General features: G+C 63.8%; 7 protein-coding genes and 1 pseudogene. All 8 read right to left on the bottom strand.

All coding sequences use genetic code 11. The features are described 5' to 3' along the window. A pseudogene (locus ASE60_RS33775) lies at nt 1–194 on the bottom strand (molybdate ABC transporter permease subunit); the annotation flags it as partial. Between the two features lie 112 nt (nt 195–306). Beyond that, a complete protein-coding gene (locus ASE60_RS14875) occupies nt 307–1332 on the bottom strand; it encodes a sulfate ABC transporter substrate-binding protein (protein ID WP_057251345.1) in 1026 nt (341 codons plus the stop codon). A gap of 336 nt (nt 1333–1668) precedes the next feature. After that, the gene (locus tag ASE60_RS14870; RefSeq protein ID WP_057251338.1) at nt 1669–2727 is read right to left on the bottom strand and encodes a D-TA family PLP-dependent enzyme; all 1059 of its coding nucleotides are present in this window, start codon (nt 2725–2727) and stop codon (nt 1669–1671) included. 104 nt (nt 2728–2831) lie between these two features. Next, nucleotides 2832–3917, bottom strand: coding sequence for a sn-glycerol-3-phosphate ABC transporter ATP-binding protein UgpC (gene ugpC / locus ASE60_RS14865; RefSeq protein ID WP_057251337.1), 1086 nt, complete (start codon nt 3915–3917; stop codon nt 2832–2834). Then, nucleotides 3914–4849 carry a PfkB family carbohydrate kinase gene (locus ASE60_RS14860; protein ID WP_057251336.1) on the bottom strand — a complete coding sequence of 312 codons (936 nt, stop codon included), beginning with the start codon at nt 4847–4849 and terminating at the stop codon, nt 3914–3916. The genes ugpC and ASE60_RS14860 overlap by 4 nt, the downstream gene beginning before the upstream one ends. A 3-nt stretch (nt 4850–4852) precedes the next feature. Further along, a complete protein-coding gene (locus ASE60_RS14855) occupies nt 4853–5878 on the bottom strand; it encodes an aminotransferase (protein ID WP_057251335.1) in 1026 nt (341 codons plus the stop codon). Continuing rightward, on the bottom strand, nt 5875–6720 hold the full coding sequence (locus ASE60_RS14850) for a carbohydrate ABC transporter permease (protein ID WP_057251334.1): 846 nt from the start codon (nt 6718–6720) through the stop codon (nt 5875–5877). Before ASE60_RS14850 ends, ASE60_RS14855 begins: the two co-directional genes overlap by 4 nt. Next, complete coding sequence (locus ASE60_RS14845) at nt 6720–7601, bottom strand: sugar ABC transporter permease (protein ID WP_057251333.1); 882 nt, start codon at nt 7599–7601, stop codon at nt 6720–6722. The genes ASE60_RS14850 and ASE60_RS14845 overlap by 1 nt, the downstream gene beginning before the upstream one ends. Nucleotides 7602–7609 lie beyond the last annotated feature (8 nt).

Below are 7609 nucleotides of genomic sequence, written 5' to 3'. Positions count from 1 at the left end.
CGCGGATCGAGCGCCAGCTCAAAGAACTTGGCCCAGCCGAGCCCGCTTGCCCGCCACACCAGCCCCGACAGCGGGATCAACACGATCAGCACCAGCCAGCTCAGCGTGATCCCGAGCGACAGCCCAAAGCCAGGCAAAACACTCGGCTGGCGAAATCGCCAGGGCGCAGTCTTCGTCGCTTCCGTCAATGACACTACCTTTACAAAGCTCGCGAGACGTAGTGAACCGCGCTTCGTGCCAAGGGCCCGGCGCGGCGCAAAGCAAGACGCGCGGCCGGATTGTCCGGCCGCGCGTCCAAGGTCGGTCTTATTGGCCCGGCTTGTAAAGCTGGTCGAAGACGCCGCCGTCGCCGAAGAATTTCGGCTGGGCTTCCTTCCAACCGCCAAAATCTTCGATTGTGACGAGCTTCAGGTCGCCGAACCGCTTGATATCAGCCGGATCGGCCGCTGCCGGCTTGAACGGCCGGTAGTAATGCTTGGCCGCAATCTTCTGACCGGCATCGCTGTAGAGGTAGCCGAGATAGGCTTCCGCCACCTTGCGGGTGCCCTTGGCGTCGACGTTGCCGTCAACGAGCGCCACCGGCGGTTCGGCCTTGATCGAGATTGACGGCGTGACGATCTCGAATTTGTCGGGGCCGAGTTCCTCGAGCGACAGATAGGCTTCGTTTTCCCAGGCGAGCAGCACGTCGCCAAGGCCGCGCTGCACGAAGGTCGTCGTCGCGCCGCGCGCGCCGGTATCGAGCACCGGAACATGCTTGAAGAGTTCCGTCACATATTCCTGCGCCTTGGCGTCATCTCCGCCATTGGCAGCCCGGCCATAGGCCCAGGCAGCCAGGAAGTTCCAGCGCGCGCCGCCCGAAGTCTTCGGGTTCGGCGTGATCACCTGGATGTCCGGCTTCACCAGATCGCCCCAGTCCTTGACGCCCTTAGGGTTGCCCTTGCGCACCAGGAATACGATCGTCGATGTGTAAGGCGCGCTGTTGTTCTCGAACTTCGTCTTCCAGTCCGCCGGGATTTTGCCGGTTTCCTTGGCGATCGCGTCGATATCGGCTTCGAGCGCCAGCGTTACGACATCGGCCTGCAGGCCGTCGATGACGGAGCGGGCTTGCTTGCCCGAGCCGCCGTGCGACGTCTGGATCGTCACGGTTTCGCCAGTGTCGGCCTTCCACTTCTCAGCGAAGGCAGCGTTGAAGTCCTTATAGAGTTCACGTGTCGGATCGTAGGACACGTTCAAGATCGTCGTGTCGGCAAACGCAACACTCGCAGCTCCCAGCTGCAGGCCCCCGAGCACAATTGCCAGTCCCACCATTCCGGTAATTCGTCCAAAGACCATTTCGACCTCCATCGGTTACCAGATAAAACTATCAATTTTATCGACTGCTACAACGCAAACAGATGACCCCGAGGGCGGCAAACGGGAAATGTCCTATCGTTCTCGCCGCGTTTTCGGGAACGGTTTGCCTGCAACCGCCCAGTATGGCCGTGCCGGCCCGCCAAGGTCATTAGATGGAGGGCGCGATGCCGGTGTCCAGTGGACGCGCGTCGATTCTCCTTTCGATCGTTTGCCGGACCGATCCATCGATGAGCCTTCAGCCCTGCATTTCCGGCGAATGCGGGGCTCTCCAGGCGAGCACAGATTTCTGCAGAATAGGGTCTCTAAGGCGCGATTCTAAAGCACGCGGCCGCGGGCGACGATCGGCCAGGTGTCTTTCAGGGTGTCGCCCTCGATGATATGGACCGCATCGACCATGTTGGTCACGACGCAGGCGTGGTTGGGCACGATGCGGAGCTGATCACCGACCTTGAGGTTGATCGGCCCATCGGTGACGAGGCGGCCGTGTTCCTCCGAGAGTTGGTCGATGCGGATGTCGTCGCGGCCGAGCACGTGACCATAGCCTGTCAGTCCCAGCAGATCCGAGGTCAACACCTTACTGCCGGCATCGATGATCGCGCGGGTTTCGGATGGGACGGAGACGACGGTCGCAAGCACGGTCAGCGCGCAATCGTCCCAGCTGGCGACACCGCGCGAAACCAGGGAGCGGTCGTTGTAGATATAGGTGCCCGGCCGATACTCGCTGGCAACCGGCGCACCGGCGGCATGCATCATGCTCGGCGTGCCGCCTGAGGTGATCACCGGCACCGCGTTGCCGTCGGCTTCGATCAGGCTTTTTGCTTCGCTCATGAAGGCCTGGACCTTTGCCTCGCCGTTGACGGGCGGATAGGTCATCAGTCCACCGAAGACGAGTCCTTGGGCATCGGCGATCCGCCGCGCCAGCCGGGCCGCCGCCTCGGGAGCTCCAACGCCACAACGATCGGCGCCGGTGTTGCATTCGACGAAGACTCGAAGCGGCTTGTCCTTGCCGGCGAAATAGCCCGCAAGCCCGTCGATGACGGTCTCGCTGTCGGCGACGACGGCAAGCGCGACGCGGCCATTGAGCCGCTCCAGCCGTGCCATCTTGGCCTCGCCGAGAATGTTGTAGGTGATCAGCACATCCTGGATCCGGTCGCTGCCCTCGACCATTGCTTCGGCTTCGGTCACCTTCTGGCAGGTGATGCCAACGGCGCCGGCCTCAAGCTGAAGCTCGGCCATCTGCGGCAGCTTGTGCGTCTTGATGTGCGGGCGCACGCGAATGCCATGTTCATCGGCATAGGCCTGGAAGCGCTCGATATTGCGCTTGGCAATTTCGAGGTCGACGAGAACGGCCGGCGTTTCGATCGGCAGGGGCATCGCGGTCACTTCCTCTTCTCGCGCGGGACAACGTGTGATGAACGATTCTCACAAGAAGGAAAAGGCGTTGCCAAAGCAATCCCGGTCGTCGCCCGCAGGCACCCTCAGTCTTTCGCCAGCGATCGGCCGGTGTCGGGATCGAAGAGATGAAGGGCATCCGCCTCGATCGTGAAGGCGCGCTCTTCGCCCGACAGAACCGCACTGCGCGGTGGCAGGCAGGCGGTGATGCGCTGGTCGCCGATCCGCGCCGTGGTGACGAGTTCGGGACCGGTCAATTCGACCACCTCGACGCGTGCCTTGAACTGCGGCACCGGCTCGTCACCAGCGGCAAGTCGCAGCGCTTCCGGGCGAATACCAGCCTTGACGCGCTGGCCATCGGAGACAACGTTGCGGAGGCGTGCCGGCAGGGCGATCGCCTGGCCGTCGCCGGCGATTTTCAACCGACCTTCCACAACGGTCGCATCCAAGATGTTCATCGGCGGCGAGCCGACGAAGCCGGCGACATAGAGCGTGGCCGGGCGGTCGTAGATCTCTTCCGGCGTGCCGAGTTGCTCGATCCGCCCGTCACGCATCACCGCGATGCGGGTCGCGAGCGTCATCGCCTCGATCTGGTCGTGGGTGACGTAGACGATCGTGGTCTTCAGCATCTGGTGCAGGCGCTTGAGCTCGGTGCGCATCTCCATGCGCAGCTTGGCGTCGAGGTTGGAGAGCGGCTCGTCGAAGAGGAACACCTGCGGATTGCGCACCAGCGCCCGGCCGATGGCGACGCGCTGGCGCTGGCCGCCCGAGAGCTGGCTCGGCTTGCGGTCGAGCAGGTTCTCGATTTGCAACAGCTTTGCCGTCTCCGCCACCGCCTTTTCGCGCTCGGCCGAGGGGACCTTGCGCATTTCAAGGCCAAAGCCGATGTTCCTTGCAACGCTCATGTTCGGGTAGAGCGCATAGGACTGGAACACCATGGCGATGTCGCGATCCTTCGGATGCGCGCCGAGAATGGATCGGTCGCCGATGCGGATATCGCCGCCGCTCGGCTCCGCAAGCCCGGCGATGATGTTGAGCAGGGTCGACTTGCCGCAGCCGGAGGAGCCGAGCAGCACCAGGAACTCGCCGCTCTCGAGATCGATGTCGATGCCCTTCAGCGTCTCGACCTCGCCATAGCGCTTGTGAATGTTCTGAATGGCGAGTGCGCTCATGCGCCGGTCTCCTGAAGGTAGGACGAAAGCGGTTTGCCGTAGCTGCGCGGCAGGGTGGAAATCGCCTCCGAGGCGATGGCGACGCCGGTGCGAAGACAGGCCTCCAGAGGCATCTCGGCGGCAACGGCTGCCAGGAACCCGGCATTGAAGACGTCGCCGGCGCCGATGGTATCGACCACAGTAACCGCTGGGGCGGCGGCCGATGAAAGACGGCCTTGCGCATCGATAGCGATCGCGCCATGGGGACCACGCTTGACGACGACGATTGCGCCTTCGGGCATGTGGTTCCTGAGCTCGTGGGCTGCCTCGGTCGGGTCGGAGAGGCCCGTCAGCGTGGTCGTTTCAACCTCGTTGAACAGTGCGAGCCGGCAACGCTTGAGCCAGCCCACGGTCGCCGCGCAGTTCGTTTGCGTCCAGCCGTCGAGCGGCCAGCCGGTGTCGAGCGCGACAGCGATGTCGTGGGCATCGGCCCAGTCGAAGAAGCGGTCATAGTCCGATGTCAGCGCATCGGTCAGGAAGGCACCGGTCAACAGCGCATAACCACCGCGGAGCTTCTCGCCGTTGAGCATGGTGCGGACTTCGTCGAAGCTGAGCAGCGGCAGATGCCCACGCGTCGTGAAGAAGGTGCGCTCGCCGTCGGGATGGGTGATGCCGACGGAAAGCGTGGTCCCGACATTTTCGACCGGCCAGGACTTGGACCGCTCGGGAAAAGCCTCTTTCAACCAGGTGCCGAACTGATCGTTGCCGACATTGGCGGCGATCGCGTAGTCGACGCCGAGGGAATCCCAGGCGAGCGCGCTGTTGCCGGCGCAGCCGCCGACACGCAGCTCGTCGTGGTCGACGATGATTTCGGTTCCGGCTTTGGGCCAGGGGGCCGCCGGCCCGAGGATGAGATCGACATTGGCATTGCCGACCACGGCAAGAGGACGCATCGTTTATTCGCTCCGGGTGATCTTGGTCGAGCGCACGGGAGTGCCGGCATTCTCGACACGCGACGCCGCAAAGGCGATCATGAAGGACTGGGCGACGGGCAGCATGGCGAAGATCGCCGCCATGCCCGCGGCCGGCGCAAAGGGAATGGTGGTGACGCCTTCGATGGGCGCCTCGCCGGAGGCATCGAAGACGATGACCGGCGAGCCGGCTTCGGCGGCGGAAAGCGCCATGGCTTCTACAAGGCCGGCGGTCGGATCTGTCGCGCGGAAGAGCACAACACCGACGGATGGACCGAGCATTTCCATCGGGCCGTGGCGAAGCTGGCCGCCTTCAAGCGAGAAGCAGGGCAGGCGGGAAAGCTCGGTCAGGCCGAGGCCGATCGCTTCGGCGAGGCCTTGCAGCCGGCGGCCCGAAGTTACAACGGATCGGACGCTGTGCAGGGCTTCGAGTGCCGCCGACGTATCGGGCGATTGCGGGTTTTCCAATGCGTGAAGGGCATCGGCCGGATCATCAGCGAGGGCGGCGAGAATGGCGAGGTGCAGGGCGAAGCTGATGGTCAGGCTGCGGGTGGCGGCAAAGGCCTTTTCGGTTCCGCCAACGCCGACCAGAGAAGGCGCATTGCTGGCGAGGAAGGAACCGCCTTCAAGCGTCAGTCCGAAGGTGTGCGGCGTTGCGCCATTGGTTTCGCTGAACCAGCGCAGCACCTCGGCGCTTTCGCCGGACTGCGAGGTGATGAGGATCGTCTTGCCTTCGATGACAAGCGGCTGGCCGAGTTGTTCCGAGAGCGGCAGGGCAATGGCGTCGATGCCATGGGCGCGGTAGAGCGGCTCGACGGCGCGACCGACGGCATGCGAGCCGCCCATGCCGAGCAGCAGCAGCTTGCCGGTAGACTTCAGTGAGGCAGCGACACTGGCCGCCATCGCTGTCGCCTGGTGCACGGAGGCGATGGCGTCGGAGGCCTGACGCGCCATTTCGCGATCGATCGCGACGAGCCCGGCGGGGCGTTCCGAATTGGTCATAGCCGTCATCCTTTGACGCCGCCGCTGGTGAGCCCGGAAATGAGGGCACGCTGCATGACGAGACCGATCAACACCGGGGGCAGGGCGGCCAGCACCCCGGCTGTGGCGATCAGCCCGTAATCGGAGACACGGCCGCCGGCGAGATCGGAAATGGCAACCGTGAGGGTCTTGGCGCGCAGATCCGACGTGAAGAGCAGCGCGTAGAAGAATTCGTCCCAGGCGAGCAGGAAGGCAAAGAGCGCCGACGTCGCCATGACGGGTGCCGCGAGCGGCAGGGTGATGAGCCGGAGGATCTGGTCGAGACGGGCGCCGTCGATCATCGCGGCACTCTCGATTTCCTTCGGGATGGAATCGAAGCCGGATTTCAGCAGCCAGGTGGTGAAGGGCGCCAGAATGGTGAGATAAACAAGCGCGAGGCCGAAGACCGAGTTCAGAAGGCCGAGATAGGCAAGCCCCATATAGAGCGGCACCGCAAGCGCTACTGGCGGCAGCATGTAGGTGGCGATGACCGCATAGAGCGACCAGGAAACGTTGGATGTGCGCGATACCGCCCAGGCGGCGGGAATGGCGACCGCGATCGCCGCCAGCGTCGCCATGCCGGCAACCTTCAGGCTGTTGAAGAGCGAGGCAGTAAAGGCAGCGCCGGTGCTGTTTTCGATCGTGGACAACAGCAGGCGGTAACGCGACAGATCGATCTCGTTCGGCCACCAGTTGAGCGGCTTTGTCGAGAGGTCGGCGGCCGACGAAATGCTCATGACGAAGAGCCAGAGAATGGGGGTCAGGATGATGGCTGCCAGCAGCAGAGCTGCAGCATAGACGAAGGCGGTGAAAACCGGGTTCTGGCGTTCCATCAGGATGCTCCTGCGGCTTTGCGCACCATTGCTGCATAGGCGACGGCGAGCACGGTTACGAGCAGCGTGACGATCAGCGCCAGCGAGGCGCCCGATCCGGCACGCTGGAAGGAGAACGCTTCCTGGTAGACGAGGATCGACAGCGTGCGTGTGCTGTTTGCCGGGCCGCCGCGGGTCATCACCCAGATCAGGTCGAACACCTTGAACGCCTCGATCGTGCGCAGCACCAGTGCCACCAGCAGGGGACCCGCCAGATAGGGCATGATGACATAGCGAAAGCGATTGAGCGGACCCGCGCCATCGACGAGCGAGGCGGCGGTGATGTCACGCGGCACGGCCTGGAGTGCCGCAAGCGCGATCAGCGCAACCAGCGGAAAGTTCTTCCAGCAGTCGGCGATGATCAGCGCCGTCAGCGCCGAGCCGGGTTCGCCGAGCCAGGAGCGGTAGCTGTCGATCAGGCCGATTTGCGTCAAGGCGGCGTTGAGCGCGCCATATTCCGGATTGTAGATCAACCGCCAGAGCGTGGCGTTGACCACCGTCGGCAAAGCCCAGGGCAGGATCATCAAGGCTCTGAGAGCCGTGCGCCCGCGAAATTGTTGATTGAGCAGCAGGGCTGCGAGCACCCCGAGCACCATTTCAGCGGTGACCGAGACGACGGCGAACCAGGTCGTCGTCACGAAGGCGCGCAGGAAGTTCGAGCCGCCGAGCATCTTGGCATAGTTGGCGAGGCCGACGAACGTGCCTTCCGTGCCGACGAGCCTGGCGTCGGTGAAGGAAAGCCTGACCGTATCGATCAACGGCCAGCCGATGACGGCGATCATGACCACCAGCAGCGGCAGCATGAGCAGCCATGCGCGCGTTGTTATCCAGGTGCCGGACATAAGATGGA

This window comes from Ensifer sp. Root278 (genome assembly GCF_001429285.1).
Taxonomy (GTDB): domain Bacteria; phylum Pseudomonadota; class Alphaproteobacteria; order Rhizobiales; family Rhizobiaceae; genus Ensifer.
The sequence above is the reverse complement of the archived record's forward strand: the minus strand, read 5'-3'. Positions and strand labels throughout refer to the sequence as shown.